Source organism: Cloacibacterium rupense (assembly GCF_014645495.1).
GTDB lineage: Bacteria > Bacteroidota > Bacteroidia > Flavobacteriales > Weeksellaceae > Cloacibacterium > Cloacibacterium rupense.
In genome coordinates this window covers 492,728-516,106 of record NZ_BMLV01000002.1, presented here as the reverse complement: position 1 = coordinate 516,106, position 23,379 = coordinate 492,728, and the positions used below count along the sequence as shown (strand labels likewise).

At 34.2% G+C, this 23,379-nt stretch carries 24 protein-coding genes; 10 read left to right on the top strand and 14 right to left on the bottom strand.

Annotated elements, in window-relative coordinates; translation table 11 throughout:
* Position 1 precedes the first annotated feature (1 nt).
* Together IEW40_RS06370 and IEW40_RS06365 are read left to right on the top strand one after the other, a co-directional pair.
* Positions 2-559: a YdcF family protein gene (locus IEW40_RS06370; protein ID WP_188617236.1), complete on the top strand. Its 558-nt coding sequence runs from the start codon at positions 2-4 to the stop codon at positions 557-559.
* A 93-nt stretch (positions 560-652) separates the two neighbouring features.
* On the top strand, positions 653-2,188 hold the full coding sequence (locus IEW40_RS06365) for a YifB family Mg chelatase-like AAA ATPase (protein WP_188617235.1): 1,536 nt from the start codon (positions 653-655) through the stop codon (positions 2,186-2,188).
* A gap of 34 nt (positions 2,189-2,222) precedes the next feature.
* On the opposite strand, the gene IEW40_RS06360 is transcribed toward IEW40_RS06365, so the two are convergent.
* Both IEW40_RS06360 and IEW40_RS06355 read right to left on the bottom strand, forming a co-directional pair.
* Positions 2,223-3,125 carry a DUF3078 domain-containing protein gene (locus IEW40_RS06360; RefSeq protein WP_188617501.1) on the bottom strand — a complete coding sequence of 301 codons (903 nt, stop codon included), beginning with the start codon at positions 3,123-3,125 and terminating at the stop codon, positions 2,223-2,225.
* Positions 3,126-3,139: 14 nt separating this feature from the next.
* On the bottom strand, positions 3,140-4,246 hold the full coding sequence (locus tag IEW40_RS06355) for a DUF3078 domain-containing protein (protein WP_188617234.1): 1,107 nt from the start codon (positions 4,244-4,246) through the stop codon (positions 3,140-3,142).
* Positions 4,247-4,429: 183 nt separating this feature from the next.
* Here IEW40_RS06355 and IEW40_RS06350 point away from each other — a divergent pair, with 183 nt between their 5' ends.
* From IEW40_RS06350 to gdhA, 3 genes are all read left to right on the top strand, one after another.
* Positions 4,430-5,200 carry a rhomboid family intramembrane serine protease gene (locus IEW40_RS06350; RefSeq protein WP_188617233.1) on the top strand — a complete coding sequence of 257 codons (771 nt, stop codon included), beginning with the start codon at positions 4,430-4,432 and terminating at the stop codon, positions 5,198-5,200.
* Between the two features lie 17 nt (positions 5,201-5,217).
* A complete protein-coding gene (gene dprA / locus IEW40_RS06345; RefSeq protein ID WP_188617500.1) occupies positions 5,218-6,321 on the top strand; it encodes a DNA-processing protein DprA in 1,104 nt (367 codons plus the stop codon).
* A gap of 186 nt (positions 6,322-6,507) precedes the next feature.
* On the top strand, positions 6,508-7,866 hold the full coding sequence (gene gdhA / locus IEW40_RS06340) for an NADP-specific glutamate dehydrogenase (protein ID WP_188617232.1): 1,359 nt from the start codon (positions 6,508-6,510) through the stop codon (positions 7,864-7,866).
* Positions 7,867-8,086: 220 nt separating this feature from the next.
* On the opposite strand, the gene IEW40_RS06335 is transcribed toward gdhA, so the two are convergent.
* Together IEW40_RS06335 and IEW40_RS06330 are read right to left on the bottom strand one after the other, a co-directional pair.
* The gene (locus tag IEW40_RS06335) at positions 8,087-8,572 is read right to left on the bottom strand and encodes a YkgJ family cysteine cluster protein (RefSeq protein WP_188617231.1); all 486 of its coding nucleotides are present in this window, start codon (positions 8,570-8,572) and stop codon (positions 8,087-8,089) included.
* 83 nt (positions 8,573-8,655) lie between these two features.
* Positions 8,656-9,591 carry an ion channel gene (locus IEW40_RS06330; RefSeq protein ID WP_188617230.1) on the bottom strand — a complete coding sequence of 312 codons (936 nt, stop codon included), beginning with the start codon at positions 9,589-9,591 and terminating at the stop codon, positions 8,656-8,658.
* 63 nt (positions 9,592-9,654) lie between these two features.
* On the opposite strand from IEW40_RS06330, the gene IEW40_RS06325 reads away from it, so the two are divergent.
* On the top strand, positions 9,655-10,035 hold the full coding sequence (locus IEW40_RS06325; RefSeq protein WP_188617229.1) for a group III truncated hemoglobin: 381 nt from the start codon (positions 9,655-9,657) through the stop codon (positions 10,033-10,035).
* Here IEW40_RS06325 and IEW40_RS06320 read toward each other — a convergent pair.
* From IEW40_RS06320 to IEW40_RS06295, 6 genes are all read right to left on the bottom strand, one after another.
* Positions 10,032-11,102 (bottom strand): calcium:cation antiporter, encoded by a 1,071-nt coding sequence (locus tag IEW40_RS06320; RefSeq protein WP_188617228.1) that lies wholly within the window; start codon positions 11,100-11,102, stop codon positions 10,032-10,034. The genes IEW40_RS06325 and IEW40_RS06320 overlap by 4 nt on opposite strands.
* A 36-nt stretch (positions 11,103-11,138) precedes the next feature.
* Positions 11,139-11,462 (bottom strand): DUF6122 family protein, encoded by a 324-nt coding sequence (locus IEW40_RS06315; protein ID WP_308421286.1) that lies wholly within the window; start codon positions 11,460-11,462, stop codon positions 11,139-11,141.
* A gap of 12 nt (positions 11,463-11,474) precedes the next feature.
* Positions 11,475-12,194: a DNA alkylation repair protein gene (locus tag IEW40_RS06310; RefSeq protein WP_188617227.1), complete on the bottom strand. Its 720-nt coding sequence runs from the start codon at positions 12,192-12,194 to the stop codon at positions 11,475-11,477.
* 637 nt (positions 12,195-12,831) lie between these two features.
* Positions 12,832-14,043: a GTPase HflX gene (gene hflX / locus IEW40_RS06305; protein ID WP_188617226.1), complete on the bottom strand. Its 1,212-nt coding sequence runs from the start codon at positions 14,041-14,043 to the stop codon at positions 12,832-12,834.
* Positions 14,044-14,131: 88 nt separating this feature from the next.
* Positions 14,132-14,395 (bottom strand): SemiSWEET family sugar transporter, encoded by a 264-nt coding sequence (locus IEW40_RS06300; protein ID WP_188617225.1) that lies wholly within the window; start codon positions 14,393-14,395, stop codon positions 14,132-14,134.
* A 66-nt stretch (positions 14,396-14,461) separates the two neighbouring features.
* Positions 14,462-14,881, bottom strand: a complete 420-nt coding sequence (locus IEW40_RS06295; protein ID WP_188617224.1) for an META domain-containing protein — start codon at positions 14,879-14,881, stop codon at positions 14,462-14,464.
* 97 nt (positions 14,882-14,978) lie between these two features.
* Here IEW40_RS06295 and IEW40_RS06290 point away from each other — a divergent pair, with 97 nt between their 5' ends.
* Both IEW40_RS06290 and IEW40_RS06285 read left to right on the top strand, forming a co-directional pair.
* A complete protein-coding gene (locus IEW40_RS06290; protein ID WP_188617223.1) occupies positions 14,979-17,111 on the top strand; it encodes a S46 family peptidase in 2,133 nt (710 codons plus the stop codon).
* Between the two features lie 97 nt (positions 17,112-17,208).
* Positions 17,209-17,718, top strand: coding sequence for a GNAT family N-acetyltransferase (locus IEW40_RS06285; RefSeq protein ID WP_188617222.1), 510 nt, complete (start codon positions 17,209-17,211; stop codon positions 17,716-17,718).
* Positions 17,719-17,802: 84 nt separating this feature from the next.
* Here IEW40_RS06285 and bcp read toward each other — a convergent pair whose 3' ends face one another.
* The gene (bcp, locus tag IEW40_RS06280) at positions 17,803-18,249 is read right to left on the bottom strand and encodes a thioredoxin-dependent thiol peroxidase (protein ID WP_188617221.1); all 447 of its coding nucleotides are present in this window, start codon (positions 18,247-18,249) and stop codon (positions 17,803-17,805) included.
* 2 nt (positions 18,250-18,251) lie between these two features.
* Positions 18,252-19,193: an alpha/beta fold hydrolase gene (locus IEW40_RS06275; protein WP_188617220.1), complete on the bottom strand. Its 942-nt coding sequence runs from the start codon at positions 19,191-19,193 to the stop codon at positions 18,252-18,254.
* A 99-nt stretch (positions 19,194-19,292) separates the two neighbouring features.
* Here IEW40_RS06275 and nth point away from each other — a divergent pair, with 99 nt between their 5' ends.
* Complete coding sequence (gene nth, locus IEW40_RS06270; RefSeq protein ID WP_188617219.1) at positions 19,293-19,913, top strand: endonuclease III; 621 nt, start codon at positions 19,293-19,295, stop codon at positions 19,911-19,913.
* A gap of 82 nt (positions 19,914-19,995) precedes the next feature.
* Here the strand turns inward: nth and IEW40_RS06265 are convergent, their stop codons facing one another.
* A complete protein-coding gene (locus IEW40_RS06265) occupies positions 19,996-20,415 on the bottom strand; it encodes an endonuclease domain-containing protein (RefSeq protein WP_188617218.1) in 420 nt (139 codons plus the stop codon).
* A 90-nt stretch (positions 20,416-20,505) separates the two neighbouring features.
* Positions 20,506-22,296, bottom strand: a complete 1,791-nt coding sequence (locus tag IEW40_RS06260) for a DUF885 domain-containing protein (RefSeq protein ID WP_188617217.1) — start codon at positions 22,294-22,296, stop codon at positions 20,506-20,508.
* A 124-nt stretch (positions 22,297-22,420) separates the two neighbouring features.
* Here IEW40_RS06260 and IEW40_RS06255 point away from each other — a divergent pair, with 124 nt between their 5' ends.
* The gene (locus IEW40_RS06255) at positions 22,421-23,308 is read left to right on the top strand and encodes a GLPGLI family protein (protein ID WP_188617216.1); all 888 of its coding nucleotides are present in this window, start codon (positions 22,421-22,423) and stop codon (positions 23,306-23,308) included.
* The last annotated feature ends 71 nt before the right edge of the window (positions 23,309-23,379 follow it).

Genomic DNA, 23,379 nt, shown 5'->3' with positions numbered 1-23,379 from the left:
CGTGAAAAAGTTTTTCAAAATAGTTTTTTCTTTTCTTGGGATTTGGTTTTTAGCACATTCCATTTTTATTATTTTTGACGGATTGAATGACAAAAACACCAAAGCAGATGTAGCCATTGTTCTAGGAAATAAAGTAAATAAAGACGGAACTCTTTCTGACAGATTGAAAGCCAGACTTGACAAAAGCATTGAATTGTACAAAAACGGAAGAGTAAAGAAAATTATTGTAAGCGGTGGTTTAGGAAAAGAAGGATTTTGGGAAGCCAACGAAATGGAGAAATATCTTATTGAAAATCAGATTTCAAGCCCAAATATTATCGTTGATAATTTCGGGAATGACACCGAAAAAACGGTAGAAAATTCAATTAAAATTTTAGACAGCTTAGACTATAAAACAGCAATTTGCGTTTCGCAATATTTTCACCAGACCAGAACTAAAATGCTTTTCAGAAAACAAGGATTTCAGAACATAGAAAGCGCAAGTCCAAATTATTTTGAATGGCGAGACTTCTATGCTGTTTCCAGAGAGTTTTTTGGTTATTATAAAGAAGTTTTTTAAATATTTTAAACCAAATTCTATCTAGTTGTTACTATCTCTCTTTTTTTGATTAAAATTTTTTATTTATTTTTACATCAAACAAAACTAGTAACGATGCTTGTAAAAATCTATGGAAGTGCAATACACGGTGTTTCAGCCCAAACCATCACAATAGAAGTTAATGTAGATTCTCCTGGAATAGGATACCATTTGGTCGGTCTTCCTGATAATGCCATCAAAGAAAGCAGTTACAGAATCAATGCTGCGCTCAAAAATGTAGGTTTCAAAATTCCTGGAAAAAAAATCACCATCAATATGGCACCTGCAGACCTTAGAAAAGAAGGTTCTGCTTATGATTTGAGCATTGCGATTGGGATTTTGGCGGCTTCTGATCTCATTAATGCCGAAAATTTAGAAAAATACATCATTATGGGTGAACTTTCGCTAGACGGAGGTTTGCAACCTATAAAAGGAGTTTTGCCGATTGCTATAAAAGCCAGAGAAGAAGGTTTCAAAGGGATTATTCTCCCTAAACAGAACACCAGAGAAGCTGCTATCGTTAACAACCTAGAAGTATATGGCGTAGAAAATATAAAGCAAGTGATTGATTTCTTCAACGAGGGAATTCCTCTTGAGAGAACCGAATTTGACACCAGAAAAGAATTTCAAGAAAAAATAGATAATTTTCCGTACGATTTTTCAGAAGTGAAAGGTCAAGAAACTGCTAAAAGAGCGATGGAGGTGGCGGCGGCAGGCGGGCACAATATTATCTTGATTGGTCCACCCGGAAGCGGAAAAACAATGCTGGCAAAACGAGTACCAAGTATTTTGCCCCCTTTAACCATCAAAGAAGCTTTAGAAACCACCAAAATTCATTCTGTAGCTGGCAAAATGGAGAAAAATTCTTCGTTGATGACGGTTCGCCCGTTTAGAAGTCCGCATCACACCATTTCTGATGTGGCATTGGTTGGCGGAGGAAGTTATCCTCAACCTGGTGAGATTTCTTTGGCTCATAATGGGGTTTTGTTTTTGGATGAAATGCCAGAATTTAAAAGAACGGTTTTAGAAGTAATGCGACAACCTTTAGAAGACCGAGAAGTCACCATTTCTAGAGCTAGATTTACCGTAAATTATCCTGCCAGTTTTATGCTGGTTGCCAGTATGAACCCTAGCCCAAGTGGTTATTTCCCTGATGATCCTAATAACACTTCTTCTCAGTTTGAGATGCAACGGTATATGAACAAGCTTTCTGGGCCACTTTTAGACAGAATTGATATTCATATAGAGGTTCAAAAAGTAGAATTCGAGCAATTATCTGACCGAAGAAAAGGCGAAAGCAGTATTTCGATTCGGGAAAGAGTACTGAAAGCTAGAGAAATGCAAACCGAACGTTACAAAGATTTAGAAATCAACTACAATGCGCAGATTGGGCCAAAAGAAATTGAAAAATATTGTATTTTGGATGACGACAGTAAAAATTTGATTAAAAACGCGATGGAAAAGCTCAATCTTTCGGCAAGAGCTTATGACAGGATTTTGAAGGTTTCTAGAACCATAGCAGATTTAGAACTTTCTGAAAATATATTATCTCATCATATTTCAGAGGCCATACAATATAGAAGTCTAGATAGAGAATTTTGGAATGCATAAAAAAACCACTGGCGAGCAGTGGTTTCGGTAGAATCTATTTCCAATCTTTATTTCTTTTGTCTTCTTTAAATTTCACTCCATTATCAATATTATAAGCAAAACCTACTCCTAGAGTTTGTTTGAGCTGGGTTTTCATAATTTGATTATGGTCGTATAATAAATCTAGAGTCACATTGGTAGAGATGAATTTATTAATTTTCATATTCAGAACTCCGCCGTAACTTAGCACTAATCTTTCTGGGTGGTCTAAGTAATTAGAAAAAACAGAAGCATTATTAAGAAGGGTAATGTTCTCCATTAGTTTTAATTTATAAGTAGAGCCTGCAAAGAAACCCAATTGGAAAAGAGAAGAATCCCCATCATTTTTTAAGCCATAATTTCCAGCTTTTTGTAGTTCTTTATCTAGTACAAAAGTCCATCTGGCGTTGGCAGGCCTAAGAGTTAAAGTAAAGTTTTCGCTAGGTCTGTAGGTAAAACCAGCGCCTAGAGAAAGGTAACCAGGAGCCATAAAATTAGAAATTTTCTTCGCTGCAGGATTGTTACCATCTTCGTAACCATTGGTAAATTGAGAGATAAAGCCAACCCCAGCAGAAGCGTACCAATTTTTTCCAATTTCATATCCGTAGTTAGAAGCCAAATTAATAATGTCTTGACTTTTTCTAGTGCCAAGACCTTGTGTGTTGTTTTGCCCATAACCTAGAATGATTGTATTTTCTAGTAAATTTTTGTCTTTTTTATAGACTAAATTATAATTTACCCCAGCGAGCCAGCCAAAACTATTGGCACCTCCACCTACCCAATTAGAAAAAGCAGCTTGGTTAAGCATTAAAGTATTTTGACCTATTACAGACCAATGTTTTGTAGAATCTACAGGTTTTTCTTGCGCAGACGCTCCTACAGCAAAAAAAGCAAATGTTGCGAGTAAAATTTTTTTCATCATCTTAATATTATTTAATTAGCAAAAGGCTTTATCAGTTTTTTAGGTTTAGGTTTTTCTTCAATCCCTATGTTGTAGATAAATCCAATGCCAAGGGTTTGCTTAACTTGAAGCTTAGCTATCTGGTCATGGTCATACAAAACATCACCCGTTATTGTTGTAGAAATCAACTTGTTAAGTCTAAGATTTAATGTTCCGCTGTAGGCAATGTCTACTCTTTCGGTGTGAGAAAGATAATTGGTAAAGAAATTTAACTTATTGACCAGATTAATGTCTTTGTAAATTTTAATTCGGTATAGAAAATTGACCATAGTCCCGAGTTCTTTTCTAAGGCTTTCTCCATCTTTTTCTAGACCAAACATCCCTTTCTTTTGAAGCAAGGGGTCATTAACGATGGTAAATTTGCCGTTTATTGGTCTTACTATGACCTGAAAATTCTCGCTGGGGTTGTAGGAAATACCGACCCCTAAATTGACAAAAGCAGGCGCGAGAAATTTTGAAATTCTATCATTATAGTTAGGGTCTGGAGTTGCTGTAAAATCATATCCCGGAGCAAATTGAGAAACAAATTGCAAACCTGCTGAGAGATAATAATTTCTGCCAATATCGTATCCATAATTAGACATAATATTGATATAATCTTCTGTTTTTCTCGTTGTTTGACCTTTATTGGCAACAAAACCATAACCTAACTGAAAGTTGTTTTCGAGGAAGTGTTTTCCTTTTTTAAAACTAAGGTTATAGTTCACTTTAGCAATAGACCCAATGTTGTTATTTCCTCCAGAATTCCAATTGCTAAAACTTGCTTGGTTAAAGACTAAGCTGTTTTGTCCGAAGAAGAACCAACTTTTGTCTTCTTTATATTTGATGAGTTGAAAAGGAGTAATTGGCACCTCGTAGCCCAATTCAGGAAGTACTTTGGTCGATTTTAAGATGATGGTATCTTTGACTTTTATTTTAATACCTACAAGAGATGCTTCTGTGATGCTGTCTATATCAGGTAGGCTTTTTCTCCAGCTGTTTGCCGTAAGTGAATCGATTATTTTTTTGGAATCATTAATTTGTCCGAAAAAAACATTACCTCCCCAAAAAATTAAAAAATAAACCCAAAACTTTTTCATCTGTCCTTTCAATATTTGATTGTATAAGTTATTATGCCTCAAAAATACAATATGTATTTGTTTTAAGCTTACACAATAGGGCATAAATGTTACTTTTTGTCTATAATTTCAACAAATTCATAACAAAATTAGCCATTTTTTCCATAAAATTGCTTTGGCAATCAATTTGAGTCTTAATACATCATGATAAAGAACGTCATCCATAAAAAATCTATAATTGCGCCTCTGCTCATGCTTTCTGCAATGTGGATTGGATTTTTTATGCAAAATATAGGCCTCATCGACCATTGCGATGGCTCTCTAATTCCTTTAGTTCCAGAAGGTTTAAAGGGAGTTGTCTTTTCGCCACTTCTTCATGGAAATTTAGAGCATATCGCCGGAAACTCAGTTCCTATTGCAGTATTATTTTTCATGCTTTTTCAGTTTTATCCTAAATTGGCCAATCAAGTTTTATTATGGGGTTGGATAAGCACTGGGCTGATAGTTTGGTTGCTGCCCCCGATGAATTTTTTTGGTCAAGAACCTGTTTACAGTTGCATCATTGGTGCAAGTGGAATTGTCTATCTATTGGCTTTTTTCATTTTTTTTAGCGGTATTTTCAGAAAAGATAAAACTTTATTGGCAGTAGCCTTGGTAGTCGCTTTATATTATGGGAGTTTGATTTGGGGGATATTTCCGGAAGAATTGTTTTATCAATTAGACCAACCCAGCAAAATTTCTTGGCAGGCACATCTTTCAGGCGCTGTGGTAGGCTTAGCATTGGCAATTATTTTTAGGAAAAAACACCAGGAAAAAAAGAAAAGATTTATCTGGGAATTTCCTAATTATTATAGTGAAAAAGATGATAAACTATGGCAAGAATACATACAGAACCATCCTGAACACTTCACAGAAAAGCCAAAACTTAAAAAAGATGACATTTGGGAAAGACTAGATGAGATTAGAAAGAAATAATTTTGCTATTTTTGGGAATGTTTCAGGAAGAAGTCTTATACTCAGTTGCATTACGAGCTACTCCTCACATCGGGGATGTAAATTTTATGAAATTGATAGAAGCCGCTGGTTCCGCAAAGGAAGCTTGGCTTTTATCAAAAAAGCTTTTAAAAGAAATCCCAGGATTTGGCAGCCGAATCATTAAAGACATCGGCAACGAAGAATTTTTAAAATTCGCAGAAAATGAACTTAATTTTTGCGAAAAAAACAATATCAAAATTCTACTACGCCATCACAACCAACTCCCCAAATTACTTTCTCAATGTGATGACGCCCCTGCAATTCTCTATCAGAAAGGAGAATATGATGAAAACTTGATCCCCGTCTCTATCGTAGGAACCCGAAATATGACGCCCTATGGAAAAGCTTTCATAGAGGAACTTATGACATTACTAAAAGACAAAAACCTATTGATTGTAAGCGGATTAGCACTTGGAACAGATGGCTGTGCACACACCGAAGCACTTAAAAACAATATCTCTACTGTGGGTGTATTAGCTCATGGTCTACATTTGCTCTACCCTTCGCAGCATAAAAAATTAGCTAAAGAAATGCTTGAACGAGGGGGCGCCATTCTTTCAGAATTTACTTCTAATGAAAAGCCCGATAGAGAACATTTTTTACAAAGAAATAGAATTGTGGCGGGTTTTTCGGGCTTGACCATTGTGGTAGAAACGGCCTTTGGCGGAGGCTCTATGAGTACTGTAAGCTATGCCAATAGTTACAATAGAGAGGTATATGCATTACCGGGCAAAATCTCTGACCCCTACAGCCAAGGTTGTAATCTTATCATTTCTCAGAACAAAGCTAGAATCATCAGTAAGTATCAAGATATTTTGGATGAGTTAGGTTTAAATAAGGAAAAAACAAATATTCCGAGTCTTTTTGAACCTGAGATGATTACATTGAATCAAGAGGCACAACCTATCTATGATTGTATTGCTAAAAACAAGCAAATTTCTTTAGATGATTTAAGTGAAAAATTAGAAATACCACCCTTTAAATTATTGCCAATTTTACTAGATTTAGAGCTAAAATCATATATAAAGGCTCATTCTGGGAAACAATATTCAATCGCTTAAAAAATATATTGATTCTAAAATTCTTTAAAAATTCATAATTTATCTGCATATTTATAAAAAGACAGATTGAAATTATGAAATTATCAAATTTTTTAACATAAATTATATTATTATCAATAAACCTAAAAATACCCTTGCAAGAATAGAAAAAAAAATTAAATTTGTCTGTATTAATTCATAACATCTATGGAACATTATAATGCTGAACAAAAAATCCAAGAATTCATTGCAAAAATAGAAGCAAAAAATCCTAACGAGCCAGAATTTTTACAAGCAGTAAAAGAAGTGGCGGTTACCGTAATTCCATTTATATTAACAAAAAAAGAATATAGAGGAATGAAGCTTTTAGAAAGAATGGCAGAACCAGAAAGAGTGATTATCTTCCGTGTTCCTTGGGTAGATGATAAAGGCGAAATACAAGTTAACAGAGGTTTCAGAATCCAAATGAATTCTGCTATCGGACCATATAAGGGAGGGATTAGATTTCATCCAACGGTAAATTTATCGGTATTAAAATTTTTAGCGTTTGAGCAAGTTTTCAAAAACTCATTGACAACCTTACCAATGGGAGGAGGAAAAGGAGGTTCTGATTTTGACCCTACAGGCAAATCTGACCGTGAAGTGATGAGTTTCTGCCAATCATTTATGACAGAAATGTGCAAACATATCGGGCCTGAAACAGACGTTCCTGCTGGTGATATAGGCGTAGGTGCTAGAGAAATTGGTTATCTTTTCGGACAATATAAAAGAATTAGAAACGAATTTACCGGAGTTCTTACAGGTAAAGGCTTAGCATACGGAGGCTCACTCATTAGACCAGAAGCTACTGGTTACGGTGTAGTTTACTTCGGAGAACAAATGCTAAAAACTAAAGGTCAAGATTTCAAAGGTAAAACGGTTACCGTATCAGGTTTCGGAAACGTAGCTTGGGGCGTTATCAAAAAAATTGAAGAACTAGGCGGCAAAGCTGTTACCATCTCTGGACCAGACGGTTATGTATATGACAAAGACGGAATTACTGGCGAAAAAATTGATTATTTGCTAGAGCTAAGAGCATCTGGTAACAACAGAGCTGAAGATTACGTAAAACAATATCCAAGCGCAGAATTCCATGCTGGCAAGAGACCTTGGGAAGTGAAATGTGATGTAGCAATACCATCTGCTACCCAAAACGAACTAGACCTAGAAGACGCTAAAAAATTAGTAGAAAATGGTTGTATGTGTGTGGTAGAAGCGGCTAACATGCCATCTACTTTAGACGCTATCAATTATTTCTTAGACAATCACGTTTTATTCTCACCGGGCAAAGCTTCAAATGCTGGTGGTGTAGCCACTTCTGGTTTAGAAATGACACAGAATGCCATTAGATTGAACTGGACTTCGGAAGAAGTAGATGCCAGATTAAAAGAAATAATGATTGGCATTCACAATGCTTGTATGAAATACGGAAAAGACGAAACAGGCTATGTAAACTACGTAAAAGGAGCTAATATTGCAGGTTTTGTAAAAGTAGCAGAAGCTATGCTTGCTCAGGGTGTTGTCTAATTTTTGATTTTCATCATCAACCCATAATATAAAAAGTAAATTTGAAAGGTAAGAAGTCTCAGAGCAATCTGAGGCTTTTTATTTTTGGGCGTGTCTTTTCATAAAATCCAAAGCCAATATCCCTCACTTTTTTGTGAAAAGACCGCGCTATCCGCTGCAATCTTTTTTCCATGCTAAACCAGCCACAAAAAAGGATTTCCGCTACTATCGCTCACGCAATTCAACGTATTTTTTCCATCATCTTTTCTACAAAAACATAAGCGGCAGGGCAAATCACCGTATTTTTTAAAGTAAGATTATTGATTTGATAAATCTTTTTTCGGTCGGTATGCGGATATTCTCTACACGCTTTTGGCCTTACTTCGTATATGCTACACGTATTGTCATCATTTAAGAAAAAACAAGGGAGATTTTGCAAAACTTTATCCTGGTCTTCGTCTGTTCTTAAAAATTTAGCTTCAAAATCTGCAGGTTTCATTCTGAGATGTTTTGCAATTCTTTCGATGTCTTTTTCAGTATAGAGAGGGCCTGTGGTTTTACAACAATTGGCACATTCTAGGCAATCTATCTCCTCAAAAACCTCATCATGAGTATCTTGTACAACATAATCTAAGTTTTTCGGAGGTTTCTTTTTTAGGCTCTCTAAAAACTTTTTATGTTCTTTATTCTTTTGTAAAGCTTGGCTTTTATAAAATTCTAAATCCATTCTCTAAGTTTCAAAATTGCATGAAAAGGTTAGATTTATTGAAAAAAATTCAAATTTTTCAAACGAAACTTCATTTACTATTATCATTCAACTCTTTTGTATTCATCAATCTTATCCAAATCCAAAATGGTGGTTTTGTTGTCTTTGGAAGAATGATACATTGGCAAAAACTGTGCGCCATAGATAATTTCTGAAGTAATATATGACGTTCTTTGCACCACTGTATTTGCAAAAACTTCATCAAAAGCTTTAATCATAATGATTAACTCGATATCTGTATTGTTAAAATCTTCTTTTGTGTAACCATAAAACGGAGAATTGCTATCTATTTTATGTACAATGGTCCAGTTGAGGCTAAAGCTATTAATTTTTTGGAGTGTAGGCTCTAATTGATAAAATTTACTTACCAATTTACCATTTTTAGTTTCTTCAATCGCTGCAGTAATGGTAACTTCTGCCTCAGAAAGCATATTGTTTTTGAAAGGAGCTGCTCTAAACATGATGGCCATTTCTTCTTCAAAAGGTGCTACTACAGCAATTTCGCTAAACTTAATAAAAGCTCTAGGTCTAGAAAATCTTCCGTAGAATAAACCCGTAGCTATTGCAAAACAAAGCAATCCTAAAAACGCTTCGAAAGTGGCTACAAAACTAGCCAATGCCCCCACTGGTGCTATTCTGCCGTAACCTACGGTAGTAAAAGTCTGTGCGCTAAAGAAAAAAACATCTACAAATTCTCGAACGGGTGAACTTTTATCAATTCCTGTAAGGTGCTCTATTCCTATGGCGTAATATATAGATGCGAAAATAAGGTTGGCAATTACGTATGCTATCACCAAAATCCCAATAAATTTAAACCTTGGCAAGAGCAAAAAAGTATGATACCAACTGTATCTGTCAAACAAATTGACCCCTTTTCTCTTTACATTGTACCTTCCGTCTTTGTTGGTAAATCTTCCGGAAACCACTGTAGAAAAGCCGCTGTCTTTTTCTTCTTTAATTTTTTGATTGAGTTTTCCCATAACACAAATGTAGAAAAAAGTTAAAACTATAGAAATAAGATTAAATTATCTTAATTTAGCGCCATGGAAGATATCAAAACAACCCATGATATAAAAATTCTGGTCAATGCTTTCTATGATAAAGTAAAGACTTCCGAAATTGGCTTTTTCTTTAATGATTTAGCACAAGTCAATTGGAAAAAACACTTGCCCAAAATGTACATTTTCTGGGAATCTGTATTGTTTGCCACTGTAAAATTTGATGGAAATCCCATGGGAGCACATTATCCCATCAACGAAATGGCAGCTATGGAAAAACACCATTTCGAAACGTGGCTAAAGCTCTGGAAACAAACTATTGATGAAAACTTCACTGGGGAAATAGCAGATTCTGCCAAAACAAAAGCAGAAAATATTGCAAATCTGATGGCTTATAAAATGGAAATGGCAAGAAAACTCTCTTAAGGAACAATAATGTAGAAAATATAAGCTGCTAAGTTTACCAATAGTACCATTCCGTAGAGAATATTCGTTTTTCCACGACTTAGAGACAGCATTGCAGTAAATACAGAGAGACTCAGAAGTATAATCGAAATCTTATCAATCCCTAAAACCAATGGGATATCGTATAAAATACAAACCACGGAAACTGCAGGAATTGTGAGACCTATACTTGCTAATGCAGAACCTAAAGCCAAATTAAGGGAAGATTGAATTCTATTATTATAAGCGGCTCTTATGGCTGCTATTCCTTCGGGAAGTAGTACTACTGCTGCAATGATTACTCCTACTAAAGTTTTTGGAGCGCCCATTTTTACAACCAATCCTTCTATGGCAGGAGATAATGCTTTGGCCATAAAAACAACCACTGCCAAACAGACAATCAACAAGCCAAGGCTTAGAAAGGTTTTCTTTAAGGTAGGCGGATTTGCTGGTTTTTCTTTATCCCCAGCTACTATAAAATAATTTCTGTGGCGCACCGTTTGTACCATTAAAAAAGTACCATAAATTAACAAACTGGCAAGGGAAACAAAAATAAGTTGAGAAGTATTATAAAAAGGTCCTGCCTCACTTACCGTAACATTAGGGAGAATTAGAGTCATCACTAAAATGGCTACTAAACTCACCAAAGAAGTAGTGGTAGATGATTGGGCAAAAAACTGTTCTTTGAACTTTACCCCTCCAATCCAAATGCAGACCCCCAATATACCGTTAAGAATCAACATAATCGCTGCAAACACGGTATCTCTGGCATAGGTCATTGCTTTTTCTCCGCCAGCAATCATGAGTGAAATAATAAGAGAAACCTCTAAAATAGTAATACATATCGCCAAAATAATGGTTCCGAAAGGCTCACCTACCTTATGTGCCACTACTTCTGCATGATGCACCGCAGATAAGACACTTCCTATAAGTAGAAAAGCACCTATTACACTAAACCATCCTTCCTGAGCTAACAAACCCGAAGAGTAGAAAAAAGCAGAAATTATCGGAATATAAACTGTCCACTGAAAAAGTCCTTTTAGATTCATGATTATTGTATTAGCACAATAAAAATACAACTTTTTCTAATTCCAACAATAGTAATCTTGAAAATCGGTCAGCATGTGAAACAATAATCCCACCGAAATTATTCTGTAATCTCCTTTTAAAAAGATACTTCCTAACGCATAAACTACTATTGCATAATAAGAATGCAAAGGATGAAAACCTATACTACAACGATGGCTGTCAAACATGGGTGTTGCTAAAAGATGGTCTACATCTACCAGCATAGTGCATAGCATGATGAGATAAGCTTTTTTCCAGTTTTGTCTGAAAAAAAACAAAGCAATAAACACCGGGAAAACAAGGTGTAAGAAATAATGAACTGATATTTTAGCTATTTCCAAAAAAATATAATTTTAAATTCTACCTTTCAAAAAATCTTGTCTTAGGTCTTCTTCTAGTTTTTCTATGGCGTAGCGAAGCGTGGTTCTGGGCATATTTTGGTAATGAATTTTTAGAAAATCGAGCAAAACTTCTTCGTCTTTATTTCCTATTTCTCTCAAGAGCCAACCGTTGGCTTTGTGCATTAAATCGTGAGGATGATTGAGGTTGTTCAATACCAATTCTTTGGTCAAATCAAAGATTTTTCCTTTTTTAATATGGTGCATCGTTGCAACGATAGCGATTCGTTTTTCCCACATGTTTTCGGAATTAGAAAGTTTTCTTAAAACATCATCTTTCTGATTTTCAAAACAATACCTTCCTAACAATTTATAGCAAGACAAATCTACCAAATCCCAATTGTTGATGTACTTGGTGTTTTTCAGATAAAAATCTACAAGGCTTTTTTGTTCGGTTTTATCTTTAGATTTTTCAAATTTGTTGACCAAAATCAAAAGCGCCACCAATCTCATTTCGTGAAATTCTGATTTCAAAATTTCTTGAACATCATGAAGTTCAGCTTTTTGCCAAAATTCTTTCACCAATTTCCTAGAATCTGGAACTACCACGCCAATGAATTTGTCTCCTTCGGCATATTCACCTTTTCCTGTTTTGAAAAAATAGGGTAGAAATTCTTTCTTCTCTGGATTGGAAAGAAATTGTAGGGCTTCAAAGATTTGGTCGTGGAGAGTCATAAATTAAGGAAGTTTATTTATTTTGTTGCCTAAAAAACAATTGAAATTATCCGAAAAATTTAATTCTAACATTCCTTTATATTCAATTTTTTTAATTAATACCTCTTTCAATTGAAAATAGTTTTTATACACACCGCTTGAAATTCTTATTTTTAGTTTTTTGTCTTTAACTAAATAAAACACTTCAGAAATACCTCCTTTTCCTCTTTCAATCGAAGTAAATCAGTAATCAAAAAAAAGACATTCATAACATTTGATTTTAAAGAATAAAAATTTAATACTAATTTCCTTTTCAGTAATCATTATTGACCTTAGAAAAATTGAAAATGCATAAAAAATCAAACCTAGAATTATTAAAAATGTAATATTAAATAGGTAGTAGATTTTAAAGTTTTCTCCAAAAACAACTGATACAATAAAAATTAGAAGCCAGAAAAAAATAAATAAATGAGCAATTATTCCAAAAAAATAAATGAAAATAAATGTTTTCGATTTTATAATACAATTGTCGTTTCCTTTCATTTTTCTTCCGCTCCTACGGAGCTTATTTAGTACTTATTAATGCATTACAAACCTTTCGCTCCTACGGAGCTCACTCAAAAACTCTGCAATTCTACCACTCTAAAACGCTCCCATTCTATTTTTCCTCGTCATCATAATACTCAAACAAGAAATCGTTATAAGGAAATCTAGAAATATGAATTTTGTGCACCTCATCATAAATCATTTTCTTCATTTCAGGGAAATTTTCTTTAGTAAGTGCCGAAATAAAAACGGTTGGAAATTTCGATTTTGCCATCCAAGTTTTTTTCCATTCTTCAAGAGAAACATTCTTTTTGGTGGCTGGTGTAAGATCGTCTTCCTCTTTTTTCTCGTAGGCAAAAGCATCTATTTTATTGAAAACCATCACCATTGGTTTTTGGTGTGCCTCAATTTCTTGTAAAATTTGGTTGACAGAATCTATGTGGTCTTCAAAACTTTCATGCGAAATATCTACCACGTGAACCAATAAATCGGCTTCACGAACTTCATCAAGCGTAGATTTGAAACTTTCTACCAATTGTGTCGGTAATTTTCTAATAAAACCAACGGTATCCGTCAATAAAAACGGCAAATTCCCTATTACCACTTTTCTAACCGTAGTGTCAAGTGTTGCAAATAATTTATTTTCTGCAAAAACTTCAGATTTAGAAAGGGCATTCATTAACGTAGATTTCCCGACATTGGTATAACCAACCAGCGCAACACGTACCACTTTTCCACGATTGTTTCGTTGAGTAGCCATTTGTTTGTCGATGGTTTTCAACTTGTCTTTCAAGAGCGTAATTCTGTCTCTGATGATACGTCTATCAGTTTCGATTTCCGTTTCACCAGGTCCACGCATTCCGATTCCTCCTTTTTGGCGTTCCAAGTGCGTCCACATCCTAGTTAATCTCGGAAGAAGATATTGATATTGAGCGAGTTCTACTTGCGTTCTTGCATAAGAAGTTTGCGCTCTTTGTGCAAAAATATCTAGAATTAGGTTGGTCCTGTCGAGGATTTTCACTTCCATTTCTTTCTCTAAATTTTTCAATTGAGAAGGTGAAAGTTCATCATCAAAAATGACGGTTCCTATTTCGTTTTCTTTTACATAATTTTTAATTTCTTCGGCTTTTCCGCTTCCTACAAAAGTTTTGGAATCTGGTTGTGATAATTTTTGGGTAAAACGTTTGTCTACCGTGGCACCTGCTGTAAACGCAAGAAATTCTAGCTCATCTAGATATTCTGTGAGTTTTTCTTCGTCTTGATGTTGTGTAATTAAGCCGACTAAAACGGCGGTTTCGTATTGATGGTCTTTTTTTTCTAGCATATATTATTTTGCTTTCGGCATTCAGCAATCTGCTTTCCGCTTGATTTTTGCAAATTTAGTGAAAATTATTTCCCGCATGTTTTAATGGTTATTTTTCAGAATATTTCCACTTCAGCAAAAGCATAATAATTGCTGATAAACAAACCACAACATTGGTTAAAATTACTGAAGGAAGTTGTTTCCAAATTCCGTAAACCAGCCAAATTAAGGTGCTGATGACTACAATCATAAAAGACATGACCGATATATCTTTTACCGATTTTGATTTCCAAGTTTTAAAAATTTGCGGAACGAAGGTAATGCAAGAAAGCGTTCCTGCTATTAAGCCAAGTATCTCTGGGTTAAAATTCATCAATAATAAAATTTTAACAAATTTAGATAAAATCAATCATCATTTATCATTTATCAATCATAAAAATCAATCCCAATCTGCGGCAATAAATTTCATGGTTTGTCCACTGTCATTTTTTAAGGTTAAGAAATGTCCTTTTATTTCGTAATGTTTCATGGTAGGAAGAAGTTTCCCAAAATCTTGTTCTAGTTTCATATTTCCGTCACAATACATCATGGTAGAACCTATTTGCGAAAACTCTATTCGGTGATTATTTTTAATTTTATAAGAAAAAAACATGTTGTTACAGCCCATTTTGGCGTTTCCTTTTTCCTTTTGAGTTAAATTGATATTTGCTTTGTTTTTCATCAATTCATCTTTGGTAAATCCTTGAAAATCAACCAACATCCACTCTCTGTTGTAATGAGGTAATTGACTTTGAGATGAACAACTTATCCCTAAAAAAAGGATTGAAAAAAGGGATACCAATAATACTTTTACTTTCATAATATTTATTTTTGTAACAGATACTTCTAAAATTATACCAATTTTCTGAAACGACATATAATTCTTAAATTTACAGCAACAATAATTTTTAAATTCAATGAAAAAAGTATTTTTATTACTTACGTTTATGCTAAGTTTCCTTCAGATAAAAGCTGATGAAGGAATGTGGCTGATGATGCTCGTTAAAAGATTAAACGGCACAGATTTACAAAAACAAGGTTTGCACCTTACTCCAGAAGAAATTTATTCTGTGAACCATTCTAGTCTAAAAGATGGGATTGTTCAGTTCGGTGGTGGTTGTACTGCAGAAGTGGTTTCTAAAGAAGGTTTGGTTTTTACCAATCACCACTGCGGTTATGATGCAATTGCTTCACTTTCTACTCCAGAAAAAAATTATTTGAAAGATGGTTTCTTCGCTATGAATAATAAAGAAGAACTTCCCGCAAAAGGACTTTCAGTAAGATTTTTGGTAAGAATGGACGATGTAACGGCTAGAATAAATGCTAAACTCAATAATATAATGTCTGCCGATGAAAGAAATGCCATTATAGCAGCTGAGTACAAAGCCATTCAAAAAGAAAATTCAGAAAATGGCAAATATACCGTAGTGGTAAGAGATTTCTTTAATGGAAATGAATTCTATTATTTTGTATATCAAGATTATAAAGATGTAAGATTGGTTGGTACACCTACAGAATCTATTGGTAAATACGGTGGCGATACAGACAACTGGGAATGGCCAAGACACACTGGTGATTTCTCTGTTTTCAGAATTTATGCGGATGCCAATGGAAATCCTGCAGAATATTCTTTAAATAATGTTCCTCTTAAACCTAAATATTATCTCCCTGTTTCTGTAAAAGGAGTACAACCTGGAGATTTTACCATGATTGTAGGTTACCCAGGTAGAACCAATAGATATTTAACTTCATTTGGAATTAATCAATTGGTTACCAAAGATTATGTAGGTTGGGTAGATGCTTCTAAAACTGCTATGGATGTCATGAAAAAATACATGGACAAAGACACTGGCACTAGATTAGACTACGCTTCTCAATACGCTTCTGTAGCTAATTATTGGAAAAACAGAGCCGGAACGATAGAATCTGTGAACAAAAACGGAACGATTGCAGACAAACAAAAAGTAGAAGCAAAATTCCAAGAGTGGGCAAATCAACCAGAAAATAAAGCTACTTATGGCAATGTACTTTCTGAAATTGAAGCTTATTACAAATTAATTGCTGATAGAAATTTAGAAAGAAACTACGCTTCTCAGTTCCAAAGAAATGCTAAATATTCTGTAATTCCTTTCAGAGTTGGTTCTGCACTTAAATCTTACACAGAACAAGATGCTGCCGGAAGAGCTGCTATGAAAGGTAAGTTGACCTCACAAATAGAATCTACTTATGATGGTTTCCATCCGGAAGTAGAAAAAGATATGTTACAAACCATGCTTGCGCTTTACAAAGCTAAAGTACCATTTGATTATCAATTGCCTGTTCTTAAGTATGCTGTTCCTACTGAATTGGCGAATCAAACTGCTGGTTCTATTTTCGCAACTAAAGAATCTGTTCTTAAATTTATTGACAATCCTAGCAAAGAAGCTCTAGAAAACGATCCGCTTTACAGATTTTCTGGCGTAATGGTTTCTGAAGCGATGATGTTTGGTGACAAATATGTAAAAGCAGATGACCAATTTGCTAAAAACACTAGATTATATCTAGATGGTCTTAGAAAAGCGAATCCAGATAAAGCATTCTATCCAGATGCTAATTCAACTATGAGACTTACCACAGGTAAAGTAGACAGATTGCCGATTAGAAAAGATAGACAATACTACGGTGTAAAAGATAATTTCTATACGGATATGACAGGTATGGTCGCTAAATACAAAAAAGGCGATGCCGAGTTTGATTTACCTCAGAGATTATTAGATTTATACAAAAAGAAAGATTTCGGAGCGTATAAAGACAAAAAAGGTTACATGCCGGTTAACTTCTTGAGTGACAACGACATTACAGGTGGAAACTCTGGTTCGCCAATTATGAACGGAAAAGGTGAATTAATCGGTCTTGCTTTTGACGGAAATTCTGAAGCACTTTCTGGTGACATCGTTTTCGAAAAACAATGGCAAAAAACTATCAACCTAGATGTAAGATTCTTACTTTGGGTAATGGACAAATACCACGGTGCTGGTTATTTATTAAAAGAGATGGACATTAGAAAATAACATCTCAAAAAACTTTACATATAAACCTCGAAGGAAATTCTTCGAGGTTTTTTTGTGAAATATTTTTCATAATTTCGAAGATGCTTAAAGCCATAATATGAAAGATTACGAAACAGAAAGACTGATTCTGAAACCAACAGACATAGAAGACAGTGAGTTTATTTTTAAAATAATGAACACACCAAAATATTACCAATACATAGGTGATAGAAATATAAGAACTCTAGAAGATGCAGAAAACTACATCATCCAAAAAATGTTTCCTCAGCACGAGAAAATGGGTTTTGGAAATTACACCGTAATTTTAAAATCCGACAGTTCTAAAATTGGATTTTGTGGAATTTACGTTCGTCCAAATCTAGAAACACCAGATATTGGTTTTGCTTTTTTTGAAGAATTCGAAGGTAAAGGCTACGCTTACGAAGCTGCTTCTCTTTTGAAACAATTGGCAAAAGATGAATTTGGTTTGAAAAAATTAGGAGGAATTACCGTAGAATACAATCACTCATCTAGAAAATTACTAGAAAAACTGGGCCTAGAATTCCAAAAAAAATTCTTCATGGAAGGAGATCCAGAAGAATTGTTGTATTACGAAGCTGAACTTTAAAAATTCGCTTGCAGACATAGCTCATAAAGCAGATTACTTTATTTTTTTAATTTGCCTAATCTGCTCAATCAGCGAGAAACTGACTTACTTCAAAATCTGCGCAGCGTGGTCTTTTGTATCTACTTTTTCTATGACTTCTGTACACACCGAATTTTCATCAAACAAAAAAGTGGTTCTCACGATTCCCATAAATTCTTTTCCCATAAATTTTTTCAGTTGCCATACCCCAAATTTTTCGCAAATTTCGTGGGTTTCATCAGCCAATAAATCATATTGAAATTCAAATTTGGTATGAAATTTTTTCTGTAATTTCACCGAATCTGCTGATATTCCTAGAATGGTAAAACCTTGTTTGGTAAGATATTCTATGTTCTCGTTTAAATTACACGCTTCTGCGGTACAACCTGGTGTATTGGCTTTTGGATAAAAGAAAACCACCAATTTTTTTCCTTTAAAATCTGAAGATTTTACCAAATTTCCGTCTTGATTTTCCACTTGGAAATCTGGAAGTTTTTCACCTACTTTTAACATGTTTATATATTTTTATAGTTTTTATTCTCTACTTGTAGATTCATCCAATTCAGTATGTCCTGATACACGGTTTCTTTAATTACTTCATTTAAAATTTCGTGTCTCATCTCTTCATATAATTTGAAATAAACATTTGAAAACCCGTTTTTTTTCAATTCAAAAACTGTTTTTTCTACTCCTTTCCCAAAATTTCCTATCGGGTCTTTTTCGCCACTTACAAATAGCATGGGGAAATCTTTGGGAATATTCTCTGCCCAATTTTTTTGGGTAGCTTCCTCTACAAGGGCAAAAAGACCATAAAATCCATTAATTGAAAAATTTTTGACCTTCAATTCATCTGCCCTGTATTGTTTTCTATTTTCTAAATCTACACTTAACCAACTGTCTTGCTCAAAAGGAACTTCTTTGATGAAATATAAACTATTGATAAAATCGAAAAAATGATTGAACCATTCACTTTTATGCAAATGTGCAAATGAATTGAGGTGTTTAAAAGTATTTCTCATCCATTTTATTTCTGGTCTTCTTCCGCCAGTTCCTATGATTACTGCCGCATCAAAATCTCTTGCAGAATGTTTCATCATATTTCTAGCAATGAAAGATCCCATAGAATGACCAACAATAATATGTGGTTTATTCGGGGTAGATTCTTTCAAAAAATCGGACATCCTTTTACTGTACTCTATTAATAATTGGTGAGGGTTTTCTTTTCTAAAATAGCCCAATCCTTCATTTGAAGATGATTTTCCATGCCCCGGATGGTCGTAAATAAGTACTTTATAGCCTTCTTTTGCTAAAAATTTTGCAAATGCAATATATCTTCCAGAATGTTCTTTCATCCCATGTAAAATCAAAACACTAGCCTTGATGTCTAGATTTTCTTGTCCGAAGATTTGATGATGAGTTCTATTCAAAAAATCTTTTTCTGGTAGAGTATTTCCCATCTAATTGGTTTTTTTGGAAAATAATATAAAATCTTGCTCCTTTCATCATAGAGTGGCAAACTCACAAAGATTATTTATTTTTGTTCAAATTTACATAAAATGAATAAGAAAGAGCGCGCAAAAATTGTAATGACAGAGTTAGAAAAAATCTATCCTGAAGTTCCTATTCCACTGAATCACAAAAACCCATACGAACTTTTGGTTGCCGTTGCTCTTTCTGCTCAAACCACTGATAAAAAAGTAAACGAAGTGACACCAAAACTTTTTTCTGTAGCCCCAACTCCAGAAAAAATGGCTGCTTTGGAAGAGCCCGAAATCAAGGAATTAATTAAAGAAATCGGACTTTCTACCACCAAAGCCAAAAATTTAAAACTGATGGCCAATCAACTTTTAGAAAAACACAATGGTGAAGTTCCCGCTACTTTTGAAGATTTAGAAAACTTGGCTGGAGTTGGGCATAAAACTGCTTCTGTGGTAATGAGTCAGGCTTTTGGTGTCCCTGCATTTCCTGTCGACACTCATATTCATAGACTGATGAAACAATGGAAATTGACCGAAGGTAAAAACGTGGTACAAACCGAAAACGATGCCAAAAAGCTATTCCCTAAAGAAACTTGGAATAAACTTCACCTCCAGATTATTTTCTACGGCAGAGAATATTCTCCGGCAAGAGGAAATCAGGAACGAGATTATATTACGAAGATGCTTTTTGAAAAGTAATTTTCTTAGATGGGTTCCCCTCTTTCAGAGGGGTGTGATTCGTTTACGAATGACGTGGTGTCAAAAAATTAGAATGAAATTTCTACAACTTATAATTTTCAACAATAAAATTTTCTAAATCTTGTAAAACCAACATCATATTTCTCTTTACATCAAAATCAGAAACTCGAAAAAATTTGATTCCAAGGCTTTCCAAATATTTTTGTCTTACCTCATCTTTTTCTTTTTTAAATTCGTGATACCAACCATCAATTTCTATTATCAAACCAAGACTTTTCACATAAAAATCAACAATACAATTATCAATAACTCTTTGTCTATCAAAATCTAAAGAATGAAACTTTTTTGATTTTACCTCATTCCAAAAAAGAACTTCTGCCAGATTTCTGGATTTTCTTAGATTTTTAGCAAATTCTTTCAACTTTGGATTGTAAGGTAAATTCTCTATTAGATTTTTTTTGATTTCATAATTTTTGAATTTTATAATTCTAATGGCTTCCATTTTCTAAAATATTTTCTTGACACCCCGACTTCGCTTCGCTCAGCCACCCCTCTGAAAGAGGGGAACCCTTCTAATTCTGTTCTGTCATCTTCACTGTTTCTTCGCCCAAAGTTCCATTTTTCTTTCGAGAACAGATAACGGAAGACAACCTTGATTCAAAATTTCATCATGAAATTTAGCTAGGTTGAATTTATTCCCAAGTTGTTTTTGGTATTTCGCTCTTAATTCTAGAATTTTAAGAGACCCAATTTTATAGCCTAATGCTTGTCCTGGAATTGCCATATAACGCTCAATTGCTGCGGTTGCACCTTCTTCGGAATCAGAAATATTGCTCAGGTAATATTTAATGGCTTCTTCTCTGGTCATTTTCCCTGTGTGAATTCCTGTATCAACAACGAGGCGAACTGCGCGCAACATTTGATCGCTTAAATATCCCATTTTTTGATACGGGTCTGTATATAAACCAAATTCTGGACCGAGCGTTTCGGTGTAATGAGCCCAACCTTCACCATAAGCTCCGAACCAACCAAATCTCATAAATTTAGGAATTTCTGTATTTTCTTGTTGAAGCGAAACTTGGTAATGATGTCCCGGAATAGCTTCGTGGAGGAATAAAGATTCAAAACCATTGGTTACATTATATTTGGTAGCGTCTGGAATTGGGGTGTAGAAAATCCCTGGGCGTTTTCCGTCTGGAGTTCCTTGTTTGTATTCTGCGCTTGCACTCGCTTCTCTAAATTTTTCTGTTCTTCTAATCTCGAAAGGAGTTTTCGGGAATTTACTGAACATTGAAGGCAATTTCGGTTCTATTTTTTTCAGAATTCCGTTGAAAGCAACAATTACTTCTTCTGGTGTTTTATATGGCATTGCTTTTTTATCGGTTTTCAAGCTGGTCAAGAATTGCTCTAGACTTCCTTTGAAACCTAATTGTGTTTTCACCTTTTCCATTTCGGCTCTTAACATCGCAACTTGTTCAAGCCCTATTTTATTGATTTCTTCAGGCTTTAGATTGGTAGTCGTCCAAGATTGAGCTAAAAACTCGTAGGTGTTTTTTCCGTTCGGTATCGCATTTATTCCATCTGTGTTTCTGGCTTTTGGCAAATATTCTTTTTCCAGAAAATCACCCATTTTTTGGTAAATAGGTATAATCTTTGTTTTGATGGCTTCTTGGTATAGTTTGGTGTATTTTTCTTTATCTTTTTCAGAGAAGTTTTTTGGCATTTTTTTAATTGGTCCATAAAAAATATTTTTCTCAAAATTCTCCGAAATAATTTCTTCGCTGTGCATTTGAGGAATCATTTTAACGACCAATTTTTTGGGAAGAACCACGTTTTGTTTCATTCCTTCTCTGAAATTTTTCTCCGCCGTATTCATCCAAACCACGAAAGCGTCTATTCTTTTTAACCAATTGTCATAATCTTTGGTTGTCTTAAAGGGTTGATTTCCTTCGGCACTTCCTAATAACGGAAAATCTAGCGGCAATCCTTCGAACTGACTAAAAGGCAACAATTCTGGATGATAGGCATATCTTTCAATTTTATCTTTCAATGTATAATCTAGAACATCATACACCGTTTTTTGTTCATCAGACAAATCATCATACTCTATTGATTTTAATTTTTTTTGAGTTTCGGTGTAGAACTCTATTTCTTTAGAAATAAACTCATTACTTATATTGTTAGAAAGCAAATCATTATATCTAGAATCGCCTTGCATTGTAGCTTCTAGCGGATACATTTTAAGGTAACCTTCATAATATTTAGAGGAGATGCTGTCTATATTGGCTTCGGATTTTGGCAAGGCTATATCAGATTTTTTACAACTAATCATTAAACTTAATCCTGCAAAAATCGCTATCACTGCGTTTCGTAATGTTTTCATTTTCAATTTCTATTTCTCACAAAATTATAAATTAAATTCTCTGCGAAAGTTTTTGATGAAAAAAAAATTTTTGTTTTTGTAACATTTTTTCAAAAGTCTTACTAATTAAGAAAACATTAAAAAAATGAAATGGTATAAATCTTTAAGCTTTGCTTTATTATTTTTAGTGGCGTTTGCTAGTGCACAAACTGCTGCCAACAGATTTTTTTACGAATTGACTTACAAGCCAAAAAAAGGGATTGATTCTTTGAAAAAAGCGGTAATGATTTTAGACATTACAGACAAAAAATCATTATACAGAGATTATCTTACCGTATCTCAGGATTCTGTATTAAAGATAGAAGTTGAAAAAATGCAAAAAGCTGGCATTTTCAAAGATTTGTCAAAAAGCATACAAATGCCAAAATTTGCATACAAAATTACCAAAGAATATCCTTCCATGAAATCTACCTTTAGCGAAAGAATGCTAAACTCTGATTTTGGGTATATTGATGAAACTCCTCTTCAGTGGAATATTACAAGTGATAAACAAAAAATAGGTGATTACGATGCCCAAAAAGCTACCACAGAATTTGGTGGCAGAAAATGGACCGCTTGGTTTACAGAAGCGATTCCGTTTCCTGATGGTCCTTATAAATTTGCTGGTTTACCTGGATTAATTGTAAAATTAGAAGATGCTGATAAAAATTATTCTTGGGTTCTTACTGCTAACAAAAAGCTAAAAGAATTTGAAGAACTTTCTTACAGTGAAAAACTTCAAGCTCAATTTGGGGGAAGTAAAGAATTAAAAATTATTCCTAGAGATAAATTTGAGTCTTCTTTCGAAACCTACAAAAAAGATCCTTTTGCTTCTATAAGAGGGCAAATCCCGCAGAATCAACTGTCTGCAAAAATGCCGGGAAGTGATAAAACCGTAGGAGAAATGATTAATGATCAAGAAAGAATGATCAAAGATTTTTATGCAGCTTCAGATAATACCATAGAATTGGCTCAACCAAAAACTAAAAAATAAAATTCACTTTCTTCATATCAAACTAAATTTTTGTGAAAGCTCGGAGATATTTTCCGAGCTTTTATTTTTCG